The sequence below is a fragment of the Sporosarcina sp. P25 genome, assembly GCF_002743235.1.
Taxonomy (GTDB): Bacteria; Bacillota; Bacilli; order Bacillales_A; family Planococcaceae; genus Sporosarcina; species Sporosarcina ureae_B.
Genome location: NZ_PDYV01000002.1, coordinates 254,628 through 277,808, shown reverse-complemented (window position 1 = coordinate 277,808; position 23,181 = coordinate 254,628). Strand labels below are relative to the sequence as shown.

Sequence of the window (23,181 nt, the reverse complement as noted above, 5' to 3'; positions counted from 1 at the left end):
CAGATTAGCGTTATCGACTTTAGGCGATCGGCTGATCTTCTTTCATCAAGTTCAATGCGTCAGTTGGTTGCAAGTCTTCTTCGTCATCTAGATCACGAAGCTCAATTTCTTCAAAGTCTTCCGTCAACATTTTCACGTCTAATCCCAAACTCTGAAGTTCTTTGATTAGTACTTTAAATGATTCCGGTACACCTGGTTGAGGTACGCTATCACCTTTGACAATCGCTTCATATGTTTTCACACGACCTACGACGTCATCGGATTTGACTGTTAAGATTTCTTGCAATGTATAAGCAGCACCATATGCTTCCAGTGCCCATACTTCCATTTCCCCGAAACGTTGTCCACCGAACTGGGCTTTACCGCCGAGTGGTTGCTGCGTAACGAGAGAGTATGGCCCAGTAGAACGCGCGTGCAACTTATCATCTACCATGTGGGCAAGTTTGATCAAGTACATAACGCCGACTGACACGCGGTTATCAAATGGTTCACCTGAACGGCCATCGTATAGCATTGTTTTACCGTCACGGTTCATTCCCGCTTCTTCCATTGTAGCCCAAACGTCTTCTTCGTTCGCACCATCAAATACAGGAGATGCAGTGTGAATACCTAGACTGCGCGCAGCCATACCAAGATGCATTTCAAGAACCTGTCCGATATTCATACGTGATGGAACCCCAAGTGGGTTCAACATGACATCGATCGGTGTACCATCTGGAAGGAACGGCATTTCCGATTCAGGTAAAATTCGGGAAATAACACCCTTGTTACCGTGACGTCCTGCCATCTTATCTCCAACAGAGATTTTACGTTTCTGTACGATATATACTCGTACCAACTGGTTTACTCCTGGGGATAGCTCATCGCCATCTTCACGGTTAAAGACTTTAACATCCAGAACAATTCCGCCTGCTCCATGGGGTACACGTAATGAAGTATCGCGAACTTCGCGTGCTTTTTCCCCAAAGATTGCATGTAGAAGACGTTCTTCCGCAGTCAATTCCGTAACTCCCTTAGGCGTTACTTTACCGACCAGGATATCACCATCACGTACTTCTGCACCGATACGGATAATTCCTCTGTCGTCCAAGTTGCGCAGTGCATCTTCTCCGACGTTTGGAATATCACGCGTGATTTCTTCTGGTCCAAGCTTAGTATCACGTGCCTCTGATTCATATTCTTCAATATGAACGGATGTGAATACATCATCTTTCACCAGACGCTCACTCATGATAATCGCATCCTCATAGTTGTAGCCATCCCATGTCATGAATGCTGTTAGAACGTTCCGACCAAGCGCAAGTTCTCCCTGTTCCATTGATGGTCCGTCCGCAAGAATATCAAGCGGTTTTACGCGGTCGCCAACTTTTACAATCGGGCGTTGGTTATAGCAAGTTCCCTGGTTCGAACGAATGAATTTAGATAAACGACAAACGACAAGGTCACCCTTGACTTCTTTACCGCCCACTTCTTCAATACGACGAATACGAATTTCTTTCGCTTCAACGTGTTCTACGATACCGTGGTATTTAGATACAACAGCCGCCCCTGAATCACGCGCGGAAATATGTTCCATACCTGTACCCACAAATGGTGCTTCAGGATTTAATAAAGGAACTGCTTGACGTTGCATGTTCGCACCCATCAATGCACGGTTAGAGTCATCATTTTCTAAGAACGGAATACATGCAGTAGCTGCAGATACAACTTGCTTAGGTGAAACGTCCATATAGTCTATTTGTTCGCGGCGGAATACAGTATTATCCCCTTGGAAACGACCTACCACGCCCTCATTAGTAAATGATCCGTCTTCCTCAAGTAGTGAGTTAGCCTGTGCTACAACATAGTTATCTTCAATATCTGCTGTCAAATAATCAATTTGCGCTGTAACGCGACCCGTTTCAGGATCTACTTTACGATAAGGAGTTTCAATGAAACCAAATTGGTTCACTTTCGCGAATGTAGACAGCGAGTTAATCAATCCAATGTTCGGTCCCTCTGGTGTTTCAATTGGACACATACGACCATAGTGAGAGTAGTGAACGTCACGAACTTCCATTCCTGCTCGCTCTCGAGTCAAACCACCAGGTCCTAGTGCAGATAAACGACGCTTATGCGTCAATTCAGCCAATGGATTTGTTTGGTCCATGAACTGAGAAAGCTGTGAACTTCCGAAGAACTCTTTGATTGATGCAATAACTGGACGGATATTGATCAATTGTTGGGGTACGATAGATTGCGTGTCATTGATAGACATTCTCTCTTTAACCACACGCTCCATACGGGAAAGACCGATACGGAATTGGTTTTGAAGTAATTCACCAACAGAACGCAAACGACGATTACCAAGATGGTCAATATCATCCGTGTTCCCTACACCATGCAAGAGGTTAAAGAAATAGCTAATAGAAGCAACGATATCCGAAGGGGTAATATGTTTAATAGACTCGTCTACTTCAGCGTTAGAAATGACGTTGATCACTTGCTTTTCTTCACTTTTCGGGGCGTAAATCTTTAGCGTCTGGATAACCATTGGTTCTTCCAATATAGACCCTACATGTTCAATCGACTCAGTATTGATACCTTGAGATAAAAACGGTAGTAATTTATCTAATGTACGTCGATCGATTAGCTGATCTTTTTCCACTAAAATCTCGCCAGTTTCAGGGTCGACAAGTGTTTCAGCAGCTGTTTGATTGAACAATCGATTTTGCAAGTGAAGCTTCTTATTCATTTTATAACGACCGACATTCGCTAAATCATAGCGCTTCGGATCAAAGAAACGTGAATACAAAAGACTTCTTGCGCTGTCTAGTGTTGGTGGTTCACCTGGACGAAGTCGCTCATAGATTTCAAGCATCGCTTTTTCTGAAGTCTCGGTATTATCTTTCTCTAATGAATTTCGTAAATACTCATTATCACCGATTAAATCGATAATTTCTTGATCAGTAGAGAAGCCTAACGCACGCAATAAAACAGTGATTGGCAACTTACGAGTACGGTCGATACGGACATGCACTACGTCTTTTGCATCTGTTTCATATTCAAGCCATGCTCCACGGTTCGGAATAACAGTAGCGCCAAATCCACGCTTACCATTTTTATCCGTCTTATCATTATAGTAAACACTTGGCGAACGAACGAGCTGTGAAACAATAACACGCTCAGCTCCGTTAATAATGAATGTTCCGTTTTCTGTCATGAGTGGGAAATCTCCCATGAAAACGTCTTGTTCCTTTACATCGCCTGTTTCTTGGTTATGAAGACGTACTTTTACACGAAGTGGTGCGGCATATGTCACATCGCGCTCTTTTGATTCGTCTACCGGATATTTTGGTTCACCCAGTTTGTAATCGATAAATTCCAAGGATAAGTTACCTGTGAAATCCTGGATAGGAGAAATATCCCGGAACATTTCACGTAACCCCTCTTCTAAGAACCACTCGTAAGATGCCGTTTGAATTTCAATCAAATTCGGCAAGTCGAGTACTTCTTTGATTCGCGCGAAACTTCTACGCTGACGATGTTGACCATACTGAACTAAATGACCTGTCAACTCATTCACCCCTCATTAAAACAATATTAGTTTTTTGCAAAATCAGAAATTCCGCTGTGACTTCGAAAAAACAAAAAGAAAACGAGTTCCGACAAGAGCTCATTTTCGATTTCACAATCTTTATCCAAACATCAATATGCCTTTTCCTCTACTACATCACACAAAAGGGCATACAGCTGCAATATAAATATTTATGCATTCAATAATGCTACTACAAGATGTCGATCCTGTCAAACTTTTTTCGCCACCAAAATAAAGTAGCCTTTTTTCTTGGCAACCGTATCCACATTACCAAACAACTTCTTCAAGTAATCTATTGTGGATGGAGCTCCTTGTTTCTTTTGAATGACAACCCATAACTCCCCACCCGAAGTCAATTTTTCATAAGCACCGTCGTAGAATGAAAAGACTGTTTGCTTACCTGCTCTAATAGGTGGATTCGTTATAATTGCAGCAAAACCATCAGATTGAACTTGATCGATTCCACTACTTTCATAAATTTGTATATTGGTGATCTTGTTTTGCTGGGCATTTATTTTACAAAGAGCCAATGCTCGCTCGTTAACATCAACCATATGGACAAGCCGTTCAGGGAAATCTGACGCAATAGACAAGGCAATCGGACCATAGCCGCAACCTATTTCCAATAAGTCTCCCCCGACTGATGGTACTTTAAACGTTTCAGCGAGCAATTTTGACCCTTCATCTATGCTACCTTTACTGAATACACCAGCATCTGTTGTGAATGAAAAGACTTTGTTGCGAATCTCAGCCTTCCACTGCTTGGGGGCACTTGACACTTGGGGACTTTTTGAATAGTAATGCTCTCCCATACATACACCTCCTGCGTAGAGTTACATTATCTGTATATGAAGAAAAAAGCCCGTCAGATAGACGGGCTTTTCTCAGGGAAGTAGAAATTACTTAACTTCTACAGATGCGCCAACTTCTTCAAGTTTAGCTTTCATTTCTTCTGCTTCTTCTTTAGTTGCTGCTTCTTTAACAGCTTTAGGAGCTTCGTCTACAAGAGCTTTAGCTTCTTTCAAGCCTAGGCCAGTGATTTCACGAACAGCTTTGATAACTTTGATCTTTTGATCTCCAGCTGATGCAAGGATTACGTCGAATTCAGTTTGCTCTTCAGCTGCTTCTGAAACTGCTCCAGCTGCTGCAACTGGTGCTGCTGCTGTTACGCCGAATTCTTCTTCGATTGCTTTAACAAGGTCGTTTAGTTCAAGAACTGTCATTTCTTTGATTGCGTCTAAAATTTGTGCATTAGTCATTTTAAGTTCCTCCTGGAAAGTTGTATTTAACCGGCTAGTTTGTTCCGGTCATAGTCAAAATGCGAAATTAAGCACCTTGCTCTTCTTTTTGTTCTGCAACTGCTTTTGTAGCAAGTGCAAAGTTTCGTACTGGCGCTTGAAGAACGCTGAGTAGCATAGATAGTAGACCATCGCGAGACGGTAGAGTAGCCAATGCTTTCACATCTTCAGCTGATGCAACGTTTCCTTCAATCACACCCGCTTTAATTTCAAGCTTGTCGTTCTTTTTAGCGAAATCATTTAAGATTTTAGCTGGCGCTACTACGTCTTCTGTTGAGAAGGCGATAGCGTTTGGACCTGTCAAGTTTTCATTCAAACCTTCTAGTCCTGCAACTACTGTCGCACGACGCACCATAGAGTTTTTATAAACTTTGAACTCGATGCCCGCTTCACGAAGTTGTTTACGCAATTCTGTAACTTGTGAAACCGTAAGACCACGGTAATCGACAACTACTACAGATGCTGCTGTTTGCAACTTCTCAGCGACTTCTGATACGACCGCTTGTTTAGCTTCTAAAATTTTGCTCATGTTGACACCTCCTGGTAATTAGGGTCACTTATACCGATATAAAAAGCCCTCAATGTCTAAGACATGAGGGCAGAAAAGTCGTCATCTTTAAAAAAGAGCGTCTTGTCCTCGGCAGGAGCATTAAGTGGCAAGCCACACCTGCTGTCTTCGGTACAAATGGTTATCATCATAACAAGCGTAATCTTAACAGATCACTTTATGCTTGTCAATTATTTTTTAACAGTAACGCTTGACGGATCTACTTTTACAGCAGGACCCATAGTTGTCGTAACGTTTACTGATTTCATGTATGTTCCTTTTGACGATGACGGTTTAGCTTTTTGAATCGTTTCAAAGATAGTCAAGAAGTTTTCTTCCAACTTCTCGTTATCGAAAGAAGCTTTCCCGATTGGCGCATGGATGATTCCAGCTTTGTCCGCACGGTATTCAACTTTACCTGCTTTGATTTCTTCAATAGCTTTCGTTACGTCGAATGTTACTGTACCTGTTTTCGGGTTCGGCATAAGACCTTTTGGTCCAAGTACGCGACCAATCTTACCAACTTCGCCCATCATGTCAGGTGTAGCAACGATTACATCAAATTCGAACCAACCTTGTTGAATTTTAGCAATTAATTCTGCGTCGCCTACGTAGTCTGCGCCTGCAGCTTCTGCTTCTTTAACTTTTTCACCTTTAGCGAATACTAATACGCGTTGAGTTTTACCAGTACCATTAGGAAGCACTACTGCTCCACGGATTTGCTGATCGTTTTTACGTGTATCAATACCAAGACGGAAAGCTACTTCAACTGTTGCATCAAAATTAGTAGTAGTTGTCTTTTTAGCAAGTTCAATTGCTTCTTTCGCAGAGTATGTAGCTGTACGATCTACAAGCTTCGATGCATCTACGAATTTTTTACCTCTTTTAGCCATCAGAATTTTCCTCCTCATTTGTGGTTTTAACGGATTAAACCTCCCACTTAATGAAGGCTGCGAATCTCATTCGACCGCAGCCTCCACCTTCAAACAATTGCTGTATTATGAAAAACCAAAATCAGTCTTCGATTTTGAATCCCATACTGCGAGCAGTACCTTCGACCATTGCCATCGCCGCTTCAACTGACGCCGCGTTTAAGTCTGGCATCTTTTGTTCTGCGATTTCTCTAACTTTATCACGCTTAACTGTAGCAACTTTGTTTTTATTAGGCTCACCTGAACCCTTTTGAACGTTTGCTGCAACCTTTAGCAATACTGCTGCTGGCGGAGTTTTTGTGATGAATGTAAATGAACGGTCCTCGAATACTGAGATTTCAACTGGGATAATTAGACCAGCTTGATCTGCTGTACGAGCGTTAAATTCTTTACAGAATCCCATAATGTTAACACCTGCTTGACCTAATGCCGGCCCTACTGGTGGTGCTGGATTTGCTTTACCAGCTGGAATTTGCAATTTCACTACTTTAGTAACTTTTTTAGCCACGAGACACACCTCCTTAAGTCCGTGATGTGGTAATTGGGTTGCCCCTCCCACTCAAATATGTGCCTGCCGACGATGTCGGTAGAATTGGTTAATCCGTACAGACTAAGTCTGACCTTTGAAATGATACCACCATTACACAGATTTTGCAAGAGGGAAATCCCTATTACCCATCAATCCATTTTTTCTACTTGATCAAACGAAAGTTCCATTTTCGTTTCGCGTCCGAACATATCAACACTTACGACCACTTTACCTTTGTCCATTTCAATCTCTTCCACTTTACCTTCAAAGTTGGCAAACGGCCCTTCTAACACCGTTACACTTTCGCCTACTCCAAAATCGATATCTACACGCTGCTCTTTCATACCCATTTGCTTTAGGATGAATTCTACTTCTTCCGGCAACAACGGTGTAGGCTTCGCTCCACCACCTGATGAACCGATAAACCCAGTAACACCTGGCGTATTGCGAACAACGTACCACGAGTCATCTGTCATGATCAATTCAACCAAAACATAGCCTGGGAACGTTTTACGCATAACCGTTTTCTTTTTACCATCTTTAATATCCGTCTCTTCTTCTTCCGGAATGACGACACGGAATATCTTATCAGACATGCCCATTGTCTCGACACGTTTTTCAAGATTAGCCTTTACTTTGTTCTCATACCCTGAGTACGTATGCACAACATACCAATTTTTATCCATTTCCATGACATTGAGGACTGCGCGTCCGTCCCTCCTTTAAATTAAAGCTGAAAAAACCCGTTTATTCATCAAAACGGGATATTCTCACGCTATTCATACTTTCTTTATTACAGACCTGTATACCATTTCATTACTCCAGAGATTCCTAAATCCACTACGAAGAAATAGACAGCCATGAATATAACCGTCGAAATAACGACTACAGTATACTTTGTTAGTTCTTTACGTTTCGGCCAGCTGACTTTCCGCATTTCCGAAACGACTTTTTTCAAAAAATCGGTAATCTTGCCCATTCTTCTCCAACCCTTCCGAATGACATAGCGTTCTGACTCGAACTCTATGTAACTGGTCAAATGGTTTGCTTATGCAATGTATGCGCATTGCAATGACTGCAAAACTTCTTTATACTCATTCTTCCCTCACGGCCGTTGTTGCCTGCGGGTAAAGAATAGTTTCGCGAACCACATATCTCACAGCTTAAAGTTATTTTTTTCGACATTTCAATTCACCTAATTCAAGACAATAGTCTCGCTAAAGAGTACCATTTAACTAACGATATGTCAATTTACTATTGATAAGTTTAACGTACCAAATCCACCGCCATCGAGTGTTCCAATTTGCGTTTGATCCGTTGCAAAGCATTATCTATCGATTTCACTTGGCGATTCAACACTTCAGAAATTTCGCGATAGGATTGACCTTCTAAATACAATGTTAATACTTCTTTTTCCAATCCGCTCAACACTTTATTCATCTCTTTTTCCATGAATGTGAAGTTTTCTTTATGGATTATCAAATCTTCAGGGTCATCTAATGTAGAGCCCGATATGATATCTAGCAACGTTCGCTCCTGATCTTCATCATACATCGGCTTGTCCAACGAAATAGACGTATTTAGTGGAATATGTTTTTGACGCGTGGCAGTTTTAATAGCTGTAATAATTTGTCGCGTAATACATAGCTCAGCAAAGACTTTAAAGGAGCTTAATCTGTCAGGACGGAAATCACGTATCGCTTTATAGAGTCCGATCATTCCTTCTTGCATGATATCTTCACGATCTCCACCAATAATGAAATACGCTCTTGCTTTCATTCGGACAATTGGCTGAAATTTAGTTATTAAAAAATCTAATACATCCGAATTCCCTAAATGGATCAATTCCACCATTTCTTCATCAGATAGTTTAGAAAACTCGTTTTTACTCTTTACATTTTCCATGTCCCGCACCAACCTCTCCACCCCAGAGTACTAATTGGTTTTATATGCCAGTATAGACGCGGTGATTTTTCACGTCAACTACTCATTTTCCACCACGTCTCATTTTTTCGAATTCCGCTGCCACTTCATCTGTCAGAGGAATTTTTGATAGAGGCCGTTGTTCTATTGAATCTTTTAACTTTTGCGCAATTACGCGATCCACTTCTTTCATAGCAATTTCTAACTCCCGTGCAGAGATGCGGAGTGCACCCTGGGCAAACACTACCCATTGTTCTACAAGATCTGAAGTAGCTACATGGATTTGCGTCAAACGACCGGATAATTCGGACACCAATTTTTCAATCCGCTCATCCGCCGTTTCATTCTCTCTTGTAAAGACGACTTCTACACGGTATTGTTTTTTTCGTTTTTCGATACCTGGTACTAGGTGGGCATCGAATATTACAATGACACGCCATCCCCTATTGGCCTGAAATTCCGCCATCCGCTCAATAAGTCGATCACGCGCTTGCGCAAAATCTTCTTGTTTCAGTTGTTGCAGTTCAGGCCACGCACCGATGATGTTATATCCATCAACGAGTAGCACATCTTTCTTCATGATGTAGCCTGAGCGGATTGACGCTTTCGTAGAACTTCATACATCAATAATGCCGCCGCTACCGAAGCATTTAATGACGTAACTTTTCCGACCATTGGCAATCCATAAAGGAAATCGCATCTTTCTCGCAAAATGCGTGACATCCCTTTACCTTCACTACCTATAATGACAGCCAAAGGTAATGTGGCATCCATATGGCGATAATCAGTGGCATTGGAAGCATCCGTTCCCGCAATCCAAATCCCTTGTCTCTTTAGCTCATCCACAGTTTGGGACAAATTATTCACACGCACAACGGGTATATGTTCAATCGCACCTGTTGACGCTTTCGCCACTACACCTGTCAAACCAACAGCACGTCTCTTCGGAATGATGATGCCATGCACGCCTGAAGCATCAGCAGTTCGTAAGATAGATCCTAGATTATGTGGATCTTCTAGCTCATCAAGAATGATGAAGAACGGATCTTCTTGCCTTTCTTTAGCAATTGCAAATAAGTCTTCCAGCTCCGCATAATCGTAAGCGGCAACTGAAGCGAGAATTCCTTGGTGACTCAGATCCGTCATACCATCCAATTTCTGCTTCGGTGCTGTCTGCACAACTACTCCCGCTTCTTTAGCAAGCTTCATAATTTCGCCGATACTTTTCTTATTAACGCCTTCTGCTACCCAGATTTTATTCAGTTGTCTTCCTGAACGTAGCGCTTCTACGACAGGGTTTCTTCCACCAATCAATTCAACTTCTAACTCTGTCATGCTTTCTCCTCCTCAGGCTGCTCCACCAGTCGAATAGCTGTCTCGATCAGTTCAGCCAGTCGCTCTTGCCGATCCAATAAATGTACATACCCGAGAACTGCTTCGAATGCAGAGCTATAATTATATGTTGTCACATCAGTGTTTTTGGGGACAGATCCCGCCTTCGCATTGCGACCACGGCGCATTACCGCCAATTCTTCTTCCGTGAGAATTTGTTGATCTCTCATCGTTAGGATAATTCGCGCCTGTGCTTTCGCAGAGACAAAGCGCGTAGCTTCCTTATGCAAAATTTGCGGTTTTACACGTCCACGGCGTAGTAAATGTTCTCTAACTGCTGTTTCATATACGGCATCTCCCATATAAGCAAGGGCTAGTGCATTGAGTTGTTTAACGTCTATTTCACGTAATTTCTCCACGCCGTTATCCTCTTTTCCAGCGAGTACCTTGCGCTGTATCTTCTAAAATAATCCCTCGCACTTTTAGTTCATCACGAATTTCATCCGACCGTGCAAAATCACGATTTTTCCGAGCATCAAGACGTTCCTGGATCAATTTATCCACTTCATCATCCACTAATTCATCCGCGCTATCAAAAGGCAATCCAAGTACACCCATTAACAGATCAAACGCTTCGATGAATTGCTGAAGTACGTGACGGTCTGTATTTTTCTCAAGCAAGTAAACATTTGCCTGTTTGGACAGTTCAAAAATTGACGCGATTGCATTAGCAGTATTGAAGTCATCATCCATTGATTTCTCAAATGCGTTAACTTGGTCGCTGATCTTATTTAACCATGACTCGGAATTTTCCGCCAGATCCGCCGAAATCGTCAGACGATGCTGCAAGTTGCTGTACGAAGTCCGGATACGCTCCAATCCATTCGCCGCACTCTCTACAAGTTCCTGTGCAAAGTTGACCGGATGACGATAGTGCACAGATAGCATGAAGAAACGCAGTACCTTCGGGTCGATTTGCTTACGAATATCATGTACCAAAATAAAGTTACCTAAAGACTTTGACATTTTTTCGTTATCAATATTGATATACCCGTTATGCATCCAATAGTTGGCGAAAGTTTTGCCTGTAGCCGCTTCAGACTGCGCGATTTCATTTTCATGGTGCGGGAATGTTAAATCTTGCCCACCTGCATGAATATCAATGGTATCCCCGAGAAGTTGCTTGGCCATTACCGAACATTCGATATGCCACCCCGGACGCCCCTTGCCCCACGGACTATCCCACGAAATTTCTTCTCTTTTTGCCGATTTCCAAAGTGCAAAATCAAGAGGATCTGTTTTGATGGCGTTTTCTTCCACCCGCGCACCTACTTTTAGTTCATCAATAGATTGGTGTGAAAGTTTCCCATAGCCTTCGAATTCACGTGTACGGAAATAGACATCTCCATAAGACTCGTAGGCAAATCCTTTATCGATAAGAACTTGGATGAATTCCACAATGTCATGAATATGCTCAGTTACTCGAGGATGTGCAGTTGCTACTTCACAACCGAGAGCACTAACATCTTCGTGATACGCCGCAATGAAACGCTCGGTTAATTCTCCAACCTCTTCATTTAATTCATTCGCCGCTTTAATAATTTTGTCGTCTACGTCCGTGAAGTTCGAGACGTAATTCACCTCATACCCCCGGTATTCCAAGTAGCGGCGAATCGTGTCAAATGCAATCACAGGACGAGCGTTTCCGATATGAATATAGTTATAAACGGTCGGTCCACAGACATACATTTTAACCTTTCCTTCTTCTATTGGAATAAACTTTTCTTTCTTACGTGTCAATGTATTATAAAGTTGAATGCTCATGTAAATCTCCTTCTTTTTCATTCATAGTTTCCAACTGCTCAGTACGCAGCTTTAACTCCTGAATTTGCTTTTCTAATCGCTTGATTTCATCCGCAATCGGATCTTGCGTAGAATGATCCAGTTTACTTTTCACACGTACCCCATTTGAAATAACGATCTTCCCTGGTATCCCAACCACTGTAGAGTTGGGCGGCACTTCTTTCAAAATGACCGAACCCGCTCCTACCTTACTATTCTCACCGATCGTGATGGAACCAAGTACTTTGGCACCTGACGCAACCAATACATTATCACAGAGCGTCGGATGTCGCTTACCGCCTTCTTTACCTGTCCCGCCCAATGTGACTCCTTGATACAGTGTCACATCATCACCAATTTCACATGTTTCTCCTATTACTACACCCATCCCATGATCGATGAAAAGACGTCTACCTATCACGGCTCCAGGATGAATTTCGATACCCGTAAAGAATCTGCTAACTTGCGATACTACACGGGCCAAGAAACGGAGATTACGCTTATAAAACACATGTGCAATACGGTGCATCCAAATTGCATGCAACCCCGAATACGTTAAGATTACTTCAATCGTGCTGCGGGCTGCCGGATCTTGATCGAAAATACACCGAATATCTTCTTTCATACGTTTGAACAATGAACTTCCCCCTTTTTTCTCTTTCACATGACGGTGGTTTCCACTATTGAAAAATTTTGTGAGATAAAAAAAGCGCCCCCGTCACTTATGATGACAGAGACGCATTAAATGCGTGGTTCCACTCCGCTTGAGAACTTAATCGTCCCCCGCTTAATGTCTTTAACGCAGACTATACGTATGGCCTACTAACAGTTTCGGCTCATCGCTCAAAGGTGCATTTCGATAGTGAACGACTCAGGTCATTTCCAGCCTAGATGACCCTCTCTACAGAGTATCCACTACGTACTTTCCTTCTCAACGCTTTATATATGGTAATTTCATATTAGGTTCATTTTACATAAATTCATTGAATTGTCAATATTGATTATTTTGCAAATCTTCCAACGCGTTGAATGATTTTTTCTTTACCGATCAGTGCAATTGCATCTGGTAGTTCAGGACCTGATGTCTGGCCAGTCGCCACAACACGTATAGGCATGAATAGGTTCTTGCCTTTATGTCCCGTTTCTTTTTGAACTGCTTTAATAGCCACTTTAATGGATGGCGCGTCGAAAGTTTCTAATTCTTCAAGTTGCTTCTTAAGCGAAGTCATCACTTCAGGCACTTGTTCACCAGCTAAAATTTCCGATGCTATTTCATCATATTCCAATGTATCCTGGAAGAACTGGGCAGATAACTCGACGATTTCAGCACCAAAGCTTAATTGTCCATGATATAGCGCGATCAAATCGTGAACCCATGCTTGTTCTTCAGCAGACATATTTTCAGAAACCAATCCCGCCGCTTGTAGATGAGGCAATGTTAATTCAATTACTTCTTCCAAAGACAGTTTTTTTATATATTGATTATTCATCCACGTCAGCTTATCCGTGTCGAACATAGAAGGTGATTTTGATAAGCGAGACTCATCAAATTGTTTCACAAGTTCGTCATGTGAGAAGATCTCCTCTTCTCCAACAGGCGACCAACCAAGCAAAGAGAAGAAATTAAACATTGCTTCCGGTAAATAACCTAAATCTTTGTATTGTGTAATGAATTGAATGATGGATTCATCACGTTTTGAAAGCTTTTTACGTTCTTCATTGACAATCAGCGTCATATGACCAAATCGCGGATGTTCCCAACCGAATACATCAAATACCATTAGTTGCTTTGGTGTATTCGTCAAATGCTCTTCTCCGCGGAAAACATGGGAGATTTTCATCAAATGATCATCGACGACTACAGCAAAGTTATACGTAGGAATACCGTTCGTTTTAACCATAACCCAGTCACCGATGTCTTTTGATTCGAATGTTACCTCACCGCGCACAAGGTCATCAATTGTATACGTAACGTCTTTAGGAACGCGCATACGAATATTGTAAGGTTTCCCAACGGCTTCATTTTCCGCTACTTGTTCAGCTGTCAAATTGCGACAAGTGCCATCATACATAGGCGCTGCGATTCCCGCTGCTTTCTGTGCGTCACGCTTTGCTTCTAACTCTTCAGGTGTACAGAAACATTTGTAAGCATGCCCTTTTTCGAGCATTTCATCTGCATACTTCTTATACAAATCCAGACGATCCATTTGACGGTACGGCCCATATTCTCCGCCAATATCAATTGATTCGTCATGATGGATACCGAGCCACGTCAAATTTTCAAGTTGTGACAGCTCACCACTTTCAATATTTCGTGCTGTATCCGTATCTTCAATACGAACAATGAATTTCCCGTCATAGTGGCGAGCGAACAAATAGTTGAATAACGCGGTCCGCGCGCCACCAATATGTAGTTGGCCTGTTGGACTTGGTGCATAACGCACTCGTACTTCTTGTGTCATATGATTTACCTCTCCGTTTCAAATTGATTACGTTCTTATATAATTTCCTATCTATTTTAGCACTGTAGAGGATGTTTTGAAAGTTACTGGTTTTTCATTAGTAAAATCGTTGCCATCGCTGCGATTCCTTCTTCGCGCCCAGGGAAACCTAGACGTTCCGTAGTCGTAGCTTTCACGTTCACTTGCGACAGATCCGCTTCAAGCAATTCCGCCACGCGTTCACGGATATCCCCAATATATGGTGCCATTTTCGGGCGCTGCGCAATAATCGTACAATCAATATTACCTAGACGATAACCTTCTTCTTTTACCATCGCCCACACTTTTTCCAATAAAACAGCAGAATCGGCGTCTTTAAACGCATCATCCGTATCAGGGAAATGTGTGCCAATATCCACTTTACCAATTGCACCAAGTGCAGCGTCTGTTACGGTATGCAACAACACATCCGCATCGGAGTGACCAATCAATCCTTTTGTGTGCGGAATGGTGATACCGCCGATAATAAGTGGTCTACCTTCTTCAAATGCATGTACATCAAAACCTTGTCCAATTCGAAACATGTGATTATTCCTCCTACTTTCTTCTGGCCAGTAAGATTTCACCTATAGCCAGATCTTCCTGGGTTGTCATTTTTACATTGTCATATGAGCTTTCCACCACTTGGACTTCGTGACCAATCCGTTCCACTAGCATGGATTCATCCGTGCCCAGGAAACCGTCTTGAATGGCCGAGTCAGAGGCTTCTTTAAGCAATTTATATTGAAATGCTTGAGGCGTTTGTACAAGCCACAGCTTTTCACGATCCAACGTTTCTTTTACAGCACCAGCTTCCGCGTACTTAATTGTATCTTTCGCCTTAACTGCCGCTATAGCTGCACCTTTTTCATTAGCGGTACGCACCAGTTCGGTAATGACTGATGAATTTAAGAAAGGTCTAGCCGCGTCATGGACGAGAACAATACCTTTCTTTTCATAAGCAGAGATACAAGCCGCCACACTGTTTTGACGCTCACCACCACCCTTTACAAATGTAATAGGTTTCGCATGTTGATGCAGTTCAAGAATCTCTTCAATCACGGCTTGCTCTTCCGGCTTCACAGCCATAATGATTTCTTCACAATTGGGGTCTTCTTGAAACACACTTACTGTATGATACAAGATTGAATGCCCTCCAATTTTCAGGAAGAGTTTATTTTGTCCAGCACCCATTCGTTTGCCGCTTCCTGCAGCAGGAATCATCACTGTATATTTCACGTTTGTCACTCTGCTTTCTATGCTGGTTATCGACCCTTGGGTTTCGCAAAAATCATTCGTCCCGCGGATGTTTGCAATACACTTGTCACTACAACATCAATGGCATCCCCGATATGAGACCGACCATCTTCAATGACGATCATTGTGCCATCATCCAAGTATGCGACGCCTTGATTATGTTCTTTGCCGTCCTTGATGACGACCACATGCATTTCTTCACCCGGAATGACTACCGGTTTTACTGCATTAGCGAGATCGTTTATGTTCAAAACTGCAACACCATGCAAATCCGATACTTTGTTTAAGTTGAAATCATTTGTTACAACTAGGCCATCCATTTTCTTCGCCAGTTTAACTAACTTTAGATCCACTTCGGCTACATTTGGAATATCTTCGTCCGTAATGAGCACTTGAGGGCCATCATCATTTTGTAAACGTTTTAGAATATCCAGACCACGTCTACCTTTTGTTCGCTTCAACGTGTCAGATGAATCTGCTATATGCTGTAGTTCCGTCAGTACAAACTGAGGTACAACTAAAATTCCCTGTAAAAATCCTGTTGCCACTATATCCGCAATACGTCCATCGATAATGACGCTAGTATCTAATAATTTATATACATCTTTTTGTGGGGGAGTGACAACTGGTTCTGACGATTCTTTCCTTTTTGCTGTTGTCATGCGTAAATTAGAAAATGCATTAATGAATTCTTCCCATTTTTTAAAACCTACTTGGAAACCTAAATAACCGAGAAGAATAGACAATAATACAGGCACAACAGAAGACACTACCGGAAAACCGATAGCACTTAGTCCGAAACTGAATAAAAATGCAACGATTAATCCTACGACTAATCCAATTGTACCGAATAATAAATCCATGATCGGTGCTTTCAGAAGTCTTTCTTCAATCCATTTAATGAAATTTACAATCGGTTCAGTTAAAAATAAGCTTAATAAAAATAGAATGATGGCTCCTATAATTGCCTCCACATACGGGTTCTCTATAATGGGGCGAGATGTAAACTCAAACATAGCGAATAAGTACGGTAAAAATAATACACCGAGAGTTCCTCCGATTAATAAGAACGAAACTTGGACTACCTTTTTCAACATATTCTTCCACCTCCTTTTCTTTCTAATAGTATACAACGAATTATGGTTAGCCGCTTAGGTTAAGTGAGGAATTTCTGAAAATTCCTCACTTAACCTACTAGGACTATTTAAATTACAGGAAAGTTTCTTATCTTTCTACTTATCCCGTTGTATAAAAATTTATTATCTGAATGCCACTCCCAACGCCTCCGTTATAGTTTCAACTCCTACAACTTCAATCCCCTCCGGAACATCCCAACCACCCAGATTGGACGACGGAATGATAATGCGATCAAAACCAAGCTTCGCCGCCTCCGTAACGCGTTGTTCTATTCTAGATACCCTTCTAACCTCTCCTGTTAACCCTACTTCACCAACAAAACAATCCCGCGCCCCTACAGCCGTGTCACGATAGCTAGAAACGATACTTAGTAAGACTGCTAAATCAATGGCGGGTTCATCCAATTTAACACCGCCCGCAACCTTAATATACGCATCTTGTGTCTGCAATAGCATCCCTGCACGTTTTTCCAATACCGCCATCAATAATTGCACACGGTTTTGATCCAGTCCAGTCGCCATACGCTTCGGATAATTAAAACTTGATGCCGTCATTAATGCTTGAATTTCAACGAGTATCGGTCGTGTGCCTTCCATAGAAGCGACAATGGTAGAGCCCGCTCCACCTTGTGACCGCTCACGCAAAAACATTTCAGATGGATTTAAGACTTCCTTTAATCCCGCTTGCAACATTTCAAAAATGGCGATTTCATTGGTGGAACCAAAGCGATTTTTAACACTGCGTAAAATACGGTATGTATGGTGACGTTCTCCTTCAAAATATAGTACCGTATCCACCATATGCTCAAGCAATCGTGGTCCTGCAATCTGCCCTTCTTTCGTTACGTGACCTACGAGGAATATAGCAATGTTTTGCGTCTTTGCTATACGCATTAGTTCTGCGGTACATTCACGCACTTGAGATACACTCCCTGGCGCTGATGATACTTCTGGATGATGAACAGTCTGAATCGAGTCCACAATAACAAATCTCGGCTTCACATCGTCCACAGTTTCATTGATCATTGCGAGATCGGTTTCGGCATAAATATATAACTCGTCTGACTTCACACCTAAACGTTCTGCTCGTAACTTAGTTTGCTTAATCGATTCCTCTCCTGATATATATAGTACGCGCTGCTGTTGATTCGCAAGTAATGACGAGACTTGAAGCAATAATGTAGATTTCCCGATTCCCGGATCACCACCGATTAATATGAGCGAGCCCGGAACGATCCCCCCTCCAAGTACGCGGTTTAATTCCTCTAATTCCGTTTTGACACGGGGCTCTTCAGCCATTTCTACCTGACTGATCGGCAAAGCTTTCTGATTCATTCTTTCCCCGTGCTGAAATGCGGCACGCGGTCCTTTTTGCACAATCTCTACTTCTTCATCCATTGTGTTCCATTCTCCACAACCAGGGCAGCGCCCCATCCACTTAGCGGATTCATATCCACAAGAGCGGCACATGAACTTTGATTTACGCTTAGCCATATACTCTCTCCTTATCTTAAAATACGAAAAGGACAGCCCGCTACGCTTTTTAAAAACTAAGCGAGCGAGCTATCCGGTTTATCCTATTATTATTTTTCTGCTGCTACTGTTTGTTTTTCCGTACGTACGACAAACTGATTATCCTCTACATGTTTCTGTAATGCACGACGTAGTGGACGAGCCCCGTATTCGGGATCATATCCCTCTTCCGTAATCTTATCTTTAGCAGATTCAGTCAACACCAATTCGATGTCCTGTTCAGCCAAACGTTTTGCAAGTTCATCACTCATCAAGCTAACAATTTCACGTAAGTGCTCTTTCTCCAATGAGTGGAAGACAATCATATCATCTACACGGTTTAAGAACTCTGGTCTAAATGCTTTTTTCAACTCTGCAAGCATTTTCTCTTTCATATCATCATAATTGGACTCGCCATCCTGAATATTAAAGCCAACGTAACGGTTTTTCTTCAATTCCGTTGCCCCTACGTTAGAAGTCATGATGACTACCGTGTTACGGAAATCAACTGTACGTCCTTTAGAATCTGTCAGACGCCCATCTTCCAATACTTGCAATAAGATATTGAATACATCAGGGTGTGCCTTTTCAATTTCATCGAGTAGTACTACTGAATAAGGCTTACGGCGAACTTTCTCCGTTAACTGACCACCTTCTTCATAACCAACATAGCCGGGAGGTGATCCCACCAAACGAGATGTTGCATGCTTCTCCATATACTCTGACATGTCGATACGAATCATCGCATCTTCATCACCGAACATTACTTCTGCTAACGCGCGGGCTAGTTCAGTTTTACCTACACCAGTAGGGCCAAGGAAAATAAATGAACCAATTGGACGTTTAGGATCTTTTAACCCCGCACGTGCACGGCGGATCGCTTTGGAAATTGCTACAACGGATTCATTTTGACCAATGACGCGTTCATGTAGAATTTCTTCCATGTTAAGCAATTTAGCGGACTCTGTTTCTGCAATCTTGTCAACAGGAATTCCTGTCCACATCGCCACAACAGATGCGATATCATTTACTGTCACTTCGGATTCAGTCTGCCCTTGCTTTTCTTTCCAAGCCGCTTTCGTTGTTTCCAATTCTTCCTTCATCTTCTGCTCTTTATCACGGTAAGAAGCAGCTTTCTCAAATTCTTGGCTTTGTACGGCTGCATTCTTCTCGGAACGGATGGCCTCAAGCTTCACCTCGAGCTCCTTTAGGTTAGGAGGAGTTGTATACGAACGCAAGCGGACTTTCGAACCCGCTTCGTCAATTAAATCAATTGCTTTATCTGGTAAGAAACGGTCCGAGATATAACGATCAGACATCTTCGCTGCTGCTTCAACCGCTTCATCCGTAATCTTCACACGGTGGTGCGCTTCGTAACGGTCACGCAAGCCTTTAATGATCTGAATCGTTTCGTCTACGGATGGCTCATCGACTTGAATTGGTTGAAAACGTCGTTCAAGCGCTGCATCTTTTTCAATATATTTACGATATTCATCAAGTGTTGTAGCACCGATACATTGTAGTTCGCCGCGTGCAAGTGATGGCTTCAAGATATTGGATGCATCGATAGCACCCTCTGCTCCACCCGCACCAATCAATGTGTGCAATTCATCAATGAATAAAATGATGTTACCTGCTTGACGAATTTCTTCCATTACTTTCTTCATTCTATCTTCGAACTCACCACGGTATTTTGTACCTGCGACAACTGTACCCATATCCAGTGTCATAACGCGTTTGTCGCGCAAGATTTCCGGTACTTCATTACTTACGACTTGCTGCGCCAAGCCTTCTGCAATCGCTGTTTTACCTACACCCGGTTCCCCAATCAGTACTGGGTTGTTTTTCGTACGACGTGCCAATACTTCAATAACACGCGTGATTTCTTTGCTTCGCCCAATTACTGGATCTAATGTACCTTCACGTGCGATTTCAGTTAAATCTCGCGCTAAGCCATCTAATGTAGGTGTTGCTGCTGATGCAGAATTCGCTGGGTTTCCAACAGAACTTTCATCATTACCAAGCAATTGGAGTACTTGCTGGCGAGCTTTATTCAAGCTAACACCTGCATTATTCAGAACGCGTGCCGCCACACCTTCTCCTTCTCGAATTAAAGCCAATAAAATATGCTCAGTACCAATATAAGAATGTCCTAATTTGCGAGACTCATCAACAGATAATTCGATCACACGTTTTGCGCGCGGAGTATAATGAACGATCGGACCCACATCTTTAGAGCCTACGCCTACTAAAATCTCTACTTCTCGTTCAATAGTATCTGCACTCACGCTAATTGCTTCAAGAGCTTTTGCCGCGATGCCGCCGCCTTCTCGAATCAATCCAAGTAGAATATGCTCAGTACCAATAGATTCATGCTTTAAACGAATAGCCTCTTCTTGAGCCAGTTGTAAAACTTTTTGTGCACGTTGTGTAAATCGATTAAACATCATATCCATTCCCCTCTTTCCTTCATCAGTGGACTATATTCTATGTTATGCAAAATAACGCATCCATGCTTTGTTTCATATAACTATATATATTCATGTCAGTTCGCGATACAACCTAATTCGCATATTGACTTTGACTATCTTTGATTAATTATAAATGCTATGAGTCTTTCTTGCAAAAACTTTGCTCATAACGGATCACTGTCTTTTTTTTGTGTAGCAGATCGTACTACGCCTAGCCGATCCCGGAATAATTGTGCACGAAGAATATCTCGTTCATCAGATGTTAACTCTGTCTCCGCGTATTGTTGGAGAAAACCTGGTTGCATGAAAATCATCAATTCATTCAAAATGTTCATATCAATATTTTCAATGATACCTAAATCAATACCCAAACGGACGTCAGACAAACATTTTGCCGCCTCCGCTGATGGTAAAATCCGCGAATGAGTCAGTGTGCCAAGTGCTCTAAATAATCTATTCTCTAAGTGAACTTCTGACTTAGCCAATAATAATTCACGGGATTTCTTTTCATGCGCAATCAAACGCTTTGAAATACTCCCTAAGTCCTTCAGTATTTCCTCTTCTGATTTGCCAAGTGTAATTTGATTGGAAACTTGATAAATATTGCCTAGCGCTTCACTGCCCTCTCCGTAACTTCCACGTACGACCATTCCAAGCCTTGATATCGCAGGAATAATTCGCTCGATTTGCTTAGTGATAGTTAATGCAGGTAAATGCATCATGACAGAAGCGCGCATTCCTGTACCTGTGTTAGATGGACAACTTGTCAAATAGCCGAATGTTTCATCGAAGGCATAGTTCAAATTCACTTCCAGTTCGCTATCCACTTGATCAGCATGCTCATATGCCTGATCTATTTGAAAGCCTGGATAAATACATTGAATGCGAATATGATCTTCTTCATTCACCATAATACTGATCGTTTCATCTTCCGACAGCAAAACCGATCCATGTTTTTTAGGATTGATCAATTGCGGACTGACCAAGTGTTTCTCGACTAAAATTTGTCTTTCAAGTGGTGACAAATCTTTCATCGTGGTGCCTGTGAAGTGGTGATCCTGCATCGTCTCGACTGCTTGATTCAACGTTTGGCTTACACGGTTTGCATCTTCTTGTGAAGCATTTATAGGAAATAGATGATCTTGTAAATTACGAGCTAGCCGGATTCTTGTGGATAAGACAATGTCAGCATGCTCACCTTCCGCCACCATCCAACCCGTCAGTTCTTGTTTGAAGAATTTTTCAAATGACATGTTGATCATCACCCCCGTCGGACAGTTGCTGTTTCAACTGGTTCGCCTCATCCCGCAAAGTTGCCGCTTCTTCAAATCGTTCATTTTCTACAGCTTGCTGCATTTTCGTACGGATATCTTCTAGTTTTTTCTTTAAAGCAAAACGCTCATTAAGGGAAACCGGAATTTTTCCGCGGTGTTGGGTATGCCCATTATGCAATTTAGCAAACAACCTTGGTAGCTGTCCGCTGAATGCCACGTAACATGTAGCACAACCAAACTTTCCGATGTCAAGGAAACGATGGAAGGTCAAATCACAATTCGGACATTTCGGACCATCCGGTAATCTCTCATCGGCTTTTTGTTCTGAGAATAATTCTGATCCGCCCAACCAGTGTGCTAAAAATTGTTGAATTGATAACGGTTCCTGATCCGGACTGAATGAAAATGTTTGCGAGTAAAATGCACATTTATCACATAAATGGCGCTCAGTTTTATCATTTAAGGTCTCTTGTTTAAACACTACAGTAGCTGGTCGTTCTTTACAGTTTTCACAAAGCATTGAGATTCACCTCATTCTATCTCTTCATAAATTAATGTAACTAACATGGCGCGAAGAATACGCGAACGTAACGCATCCCGCTCAGGTAACATATAACGCAAAGTAGCACGGCCCACCGCAGCAAGCATCAACTTAGCTTCACGTTCTGTAATGACTTCTTCTTCAATTAAACGGATGATGACATCTTCCGCCATAGTAGAAGACGCTTCACTCTCTAAAATCTCCAACGCTTGTTCAAGTAAATCCTTTCGGGAGTTGGTACGTACCCTGTAAATCCGGATATAGCCCCCGCCCCCTCGCTTAGACTCTACGGCGTAGCCTCTTTCGACTGTAAACCGGGTTTTGATTACGTAATTGATTTGTGATGGTACGCATTGGAATTTCTCGGCAATCTCATTTCTTTTGATTTCAATAGAAGCGCTATCTTCCTCTTCTATAATCGACTTCAAATATCCTTCTATAATGTCAGAAATATTACGCATCTCGTCACCTCATTTCGCTCGATCTTCTAGTTGACTTTGACTATCTTTGACTTGATTGTATCGCAGAAA

At 42.1% G+C, this 23,181-nt stretch carries 23 protein-coding genes, 1 pseudogene and 2 other annotated features; all 24 genes and pseudogenes read right to left on the bottom strand.

The window, feature by feature from the left end:
- Positions 1–19: 19 nt before the first annotated feature.
- Positions 20–3,565 carry a DNA-directed RNA polymerase subunit beta gene (gene rpoB, locus CSV70_RS03100; protein ID WP_198166096.1) on the bottom strand — a complete coding sequence of 1,182 codons (3,546 nt, stop codon included), beginning with the start codon at positions 3,563–3,565 and terminating at the stop codon, positions 20–22.
- 221 nt (positions 3,566–3,786) lie between these two features.
- Positions 3,787–4,389 carry a class I SAM-dependent methyltransferase gene (locus CSV70_RS03095; protein WP_085132022.1) on the bottom strand — a complete coding sequence of 201 codons (603 nt, stop codon included), beginning with the start codon at positions 4,387–4,389 and terminating at the stop codon, positions 3,787–3,789.
- 87 nt (positions 4,390–4,476) lie between these two features.
- On the bottom strand, positions 4,477–4,836 hold the full coding sequence (gene rplL, locus CSV70_RS03090) for a 50S ribosomal protein L7/L12 (protein ID WP_085132023.1): 360 nt from the start codon (positions 4,834–4,836) through the stop codon (positions 4,477–4,479).
- A 67-nt stretch (positions 4,837–4,903) separates the two neighbouring features.
- Complete coding sequence (rplJ, locus tag CSV70_RS03085) at positions 4,904–5,404, bottom strand: 50S ribosomal protein L10 (protein WP_085132024.1); 501 nt, start codon at positions 5,402–5,404, stop codon at positions 4,904–4,906.
- Between the two features lie 30 nt (positions 5,405–5,434).
- Positions 5,435–5,573, bottom strand: a sequence feature (ribosomal protein L10 leader region).
- A gap of 40 nt (positions 5,574–5,613) precedes the next feature.
- Entirely contained in the window at positions 5,614–6,315 is a 702-nt protein-coding gene (gene rplA, locus CSV70_RS03080; protein WP_085132025.1) for a 50S ribosomal protein L1, read from the bottom strand.
- A gap of 121 nt (positions 6,316–6,436) precedes the next feature.
- On the bottom strand, positions 6,437–6,862 hold the full coding sequence (gene rplK / locus CSV70_RS03075) for a 50S ribosomal protein L11 (RefSeq protein WP_029053289.1): 426 nt from the start codon (positions 6,860–6,862) through the stop codon (positions 6,437–6,439).
- 170 nt (positions 6,863–7,032) lie between these two features.
- Positions 7,033–7,569 carry a transcription termination/antitermination protein NusG gene (nusG, locus tag CSV70_RS03070; RefSeq protein WP_085133589.1) on the bottom strand — a complete coding sequence of 179 codons (537 nt, stop codon included), beginning with the start codon at positions 7,567–7,569 and terminating at the stop codon, positions 7,033–7,035.
- 107 nt (positions 7,570–7,676) lie between these two features.
- Complete coding sequence (secE, locus tag CSV70_RS03065; protein WP_085132026.1) at positions 7,677–7,862, bottom strand: preprotein translocase subunit SecE; 186 nt, start codon at positions 7,860–7,862, stop codon at positions 7,677–7,679.
- 56 nt (positions 7,863–7,918) lie between these two features.
- Positions 7,919–8,068, bottom strand: a complete 150-nt coding sequence (gene rpmG, locus CSV70_RS03060; protein ID WP_085132027.1) for a 50S ribosomal protein L33 — start codon at positions 8,066–8,068, stop codon at positions 7,919–7,921.
- An 81-nt stretch (positions 8,069–8,149) separates the two neighbouring features.
- Positions 8,150–8,788 (bottom strand): RNA polymerase sporulation sigma factor SigH, encoded by a 639-nt coding sequence (gene sigH / locus CSV70_RS03055; protein WP_085133590.1) that lies wholly within the window; start codon positions 8,786–8,788, stop codon positions 8,150–8,152.
- Between the two features lie 82 nt (positions 8,789–8,870).
- Positions 8,871–9,386, bottom strand: a complete 516-nt coding sequence (locus CSV70_RS03050; protein ID WP_085132028.1) for an NYN domain-containing protein — start codon at positions 9,384–9,386, stop codon at positions 8,871–8,873.
- Positions 9,383–10,141, bottom strand: coding sequence for a 23S rRNA (guanosine(2251)-2'-O)-methyltransferase RlmB (gene rlmB, locus CSV70_RS03045; RefSeq protein ID WP_085132029.1), 759 nt, complete (start codon positions 10,139–10,141; stop codon positions 9,383–9,385). Before rlmB ends, CSV70_RS03050 begins: the two co-directional genes overlap by 4 nt.
- Positions 10,138–10,557, bottom strand: a complete 420-nt coding sequence (locus CSV70_RS03040; RefSeq protein WP_099626723.1) for a Mini-ribonuclease 3 — start codon at positions 10,555–10,557, stop codon at positions 10,138–10,140. The genes rlmB and CSV70_RS03040 overlap by 4 nt, the downstream gene beginning before the upstream one ends.
- A 4-nt stretch (positions 10,558–10,561) precedes the next feature.
- Positions 10,562–11,962 carry a cysteine--tRNA ligase gene (gene cysS, locus CSV70_RS03035; RefSeq protein WP_099626722.1) on the bottom strand — a complete coding sequence of 467 codons (1,401 nt, stop codon included), beginning with the start codon at positions 11,960–11,962 and terminating at the stop codon, positions 10,562–10,564.
- A complete protein-coding gene (gene cysE / locus CSV70_RS03030; RefSeq protein ID WP_085132031.1) occupies positions 11,943–12,617 on the bottom strand; it encodes a serine O-acetyltransferase in 675 nt (224 codons plus the stop codon). The genes cysS and cysE overlap by 20 nt, the downstream gene beginning before the upstream one ends.
- A gap of 92 nt (positions 12,618–12,709) precedes the next feature.
- Positions 12,710–12,924 (bottom strand) — a binding site (T-box leader).
- Positions 12,925–12,981: 57 nt separating this feature from the next.
- Positions 12,982–14,442, bottom strand: coding sequence for a glutamate--tRNA ligase (gene gltX / locus CSV70_RS03025; RefSeq protein ID WP_099629214.1), 1,461 nt, complete (start codon positions 14,440–14,442; stop codon positions 12,982–12,984).
- Between the two features lie 83 nt (positions 14,443–14,525).
- Complete coding sequence (gene ispF, locus CSV70_RS03020) at positions 14,526–15,005, bottom strand: 2-C-methyl-D-erythritol 2,4-cyclodiphosphate synthase (RefSeq protein WP_085132033.1); 480 nt, start codon at positions 15,003–15,005, stop codon at positions 14,526–14,528.
- Positions 15,006–15,018: 13 nt separating this feature from the next.
- Positions 15,019–15,699, bottom strand: a complete 681-nt coding sequence (ispD, locus tag CSV70_RS03015; RefSeq protein ID WP_085132034.1) for a 2-C-methyl-D-erythritol 4-phosphate cytidylyltransferase — start codon at positions 15,697–15,699, stop codon at positions 15,019–15,021.
- 26 nt (positions 15,700–15,725) lie between these two features.
- Positions 15,726–16,814 carry a PIN/TRAM domain-containing protein gene (locus CSV70_RS03010; RefSeq protein WP_085132035.1) on the bottom strand — a complete coding sequence of 363 codons (1,089 nt, stop codon included), beginning with the start codon at positions 16,812–16,814 and terminating at the stop codon, positions 15,726–15,728.
- A gap of 162 nt (positions 16,815–16,976) precedes the next feature.
- On the bottom strand, positions 16,977–18,347 hold the full coding sequence (gene radA, locus CSV70_RS03005) for a DNA repair protein RadA (protein WP_099626718.1): 1,371 nt from the start codon (positions 18,345–18,347) through the stop codon (positions 16,977–16,979).
- A gap of 140 nt (positions 18,348–18,487) precedes the next feature.
- Positions 18,488–20,815: pseudogene (locus CSV70_RS03000) on the bottom strand (ATP-dependent Clp protease ATP-binding subunit); the annotation flags it as partial.
- 185 nt (positions 20,816–21,000) lie between these two features.
- Positions 21,001–22,089 carry a protein-arginine kinase McsB gene (gene mcsB / locus CSV70_RS02995; RefSeq protein WP_099660800.1) on the bottom strand — a complete coding sequence of 363 codons (1,089 nt, stop codon included), beginning with the start codon at positions 22,087–22,089 and terminating at the stop codon, positions 21,001–21,003.
- Positions 22,079–22,630 (bottom strand): UvrB/UvrC motif-containing protein, encoded by a 552-nt coding sequence (locus CSV70_RS02990; protein ID WP_085132039.1) that lies wholly within the window; start codon positions 22,628–22,630, stop codon positions 22,079–22,081. The genes mcsB and CSV70_RS02990 overlap by 11 nt, the downstream gene beginning before the upstream one ends.
- A gap of 11 nt (positions 22,631–22,641) precedes the next feature.
- A complete protein-coding gene (locus tag CSV70_RS02985) occupies positions 22,642–23,112 on the bottom strand; it encodes a CtsR family transcriptional regulator (RefSeq protein ID WP_029053306.1) in 471 nt (156 codons plus the stop codon).
- Between the last annotated feature and the right edge of the window lie 69 nt (positions 23,113–23,181).